Annotated in this window: 2 protein-coding genes; both read left to right on the top strand. The window is 44.4% G+C overall.

Annotated elements, in window-relative coordinates; all coding sequences use genetic code 11:
* On the top strand, window positions 1–433 hold a 433-nt coding region (locus tag A3729_RS27265; protein WP_156498166.1), incomplete at its 5' end, for a DUF1329 domain-containing protein.
* 186 nt (window positions 434–619) lie between these two features.
* Window positions 620–1,494 (top strand): YCF48-related protein (locus tag A3729_RS27260; RefSeq protein WP_068634480.1); only part of this gene is annotated, 875 nt, incomplete at its 3' end.

The following is a 1,494-nucleotide window of genomic DNA, read 5'->3' as shown; positions in this document are numbered from 1 at the left end:
TCCTTATAACAATTATAAGGTCGGTCAGAAAGGTGTTCAATACGATGACTTGGTTATGCCGGGTCACTTAAATCCTGAATATGTTCGCTGGGAACTGCATCGTGTACATGTTGTCGAAGCTACTTTGAAGAAAGGGGCTCGTCATATCTATAAAAAACGTGTGTTCTATGTTGATGAAGACAGCTGGGGAATTGCTATGGTGGATCAGTACGATAACCGTGGTGAACTTTGGCGAGTCAGTAATGCGCTCTTAAAGAACTATTATGAGTTGCCAGGCGTTTGGTCCAGTGGTGATGTATATCACGATCTACAAGCACGTCGTTATAGTGTGAATGGTCTATACTCAGAAGAAAAACAGGCACCTGTATTTGAAAATAAGGTACCAAACAAGCGTTACTTTAAGCCTTCGTCATTAAGACGTAGAGGCCGATAACAAAATATAGACATAGAGCAAGGGAGCTCTTCAGCTTGCTTAAAAAGAAACTCAAAATAGGCATGTGTTGTTTTAATATTCACTGAATATGGGCCGCTATTGTATAGGCGGCTTTCGTGGTTAATGTTGAAATGTCTAATATTGAGGGTGTCTGATGGGATATATTCAAATGTACAAGGTTGATAAATGAACAGTCTACTGTCTAGGTTAAAAGTTGGTGTTCTGGCTAGCTCATTGAGCGTTGTAAGTCTAATAACTCCTGCTCATGCGGTCGAAGATGTACTTAAAACGCCCGCGGTTAAAACTTCTATGGCAACGAATAGCCTCTTGTTGGATGTTGACAAGGCGGGCAGCCGACTTGTTGCAGTCGGAGGTCGTGGGCATATTGTCTATTCTGATGATGAAGGAAAAAGCTGGGCTCAGGCTTCTGTACCAGTATCGGTATTGTTAACGGCAGTAAGTTTTGTCGATCAAACGCACGGTTGGGCTGTAGGGCACTCGGGTGTCATTTTGCACACTAGCGATGGTGGAGAAACTTGGGTCAAGCAATTTGACGGTGACTCGGCAAACCAAATGATTATTACTCAGTCCGAAGAGCGTCTGAAGCAGTTTGAACGACAAATGGAAACAGCTTCTGAAGATGAGCTGGAAGACTTGGAATACGAGTTGGAAGAAGCTAGCTACGCTTTAGACGATGCGAAGTTCGATGCTCAAGTTGGTGCGAGTAAACCCTTGCTGGATGTGTTGTTCAGTTCTTCAAAAGAAGGTTTTGTAGTGGGTGCTTACGGTTTTCTGTTTAAGACCTCCGATGGCGGACGTACCTGGCAGAACTATGGTAGCCGAATTGAAAACCCTGACCGCTTTCACTTAAATGCAGTGAACGAAGTTAAGGGTGGTGCCCTATTTATTGTTGGTGAGGGTGGCGTGCTATACCGCTCAACCGATAAGGGTGAAACCTGGGAAACTCTCGATAGTCCATATAGCGGGTCATTTTTCGGCGTCGCCGGAACACAGGATGAAGGCGTTGTACTGGCTTTTGGTTTGCGAGGCAATATGTATCG

This window comes from Oleiphilus sp. HI0043 (assembly GCF_001634935.1).
The sequence above is the reverse complement of the archived record's forward strand: the minus strand, read 5'-3'. Positions and strand labels throughout refer to the sequence as shown.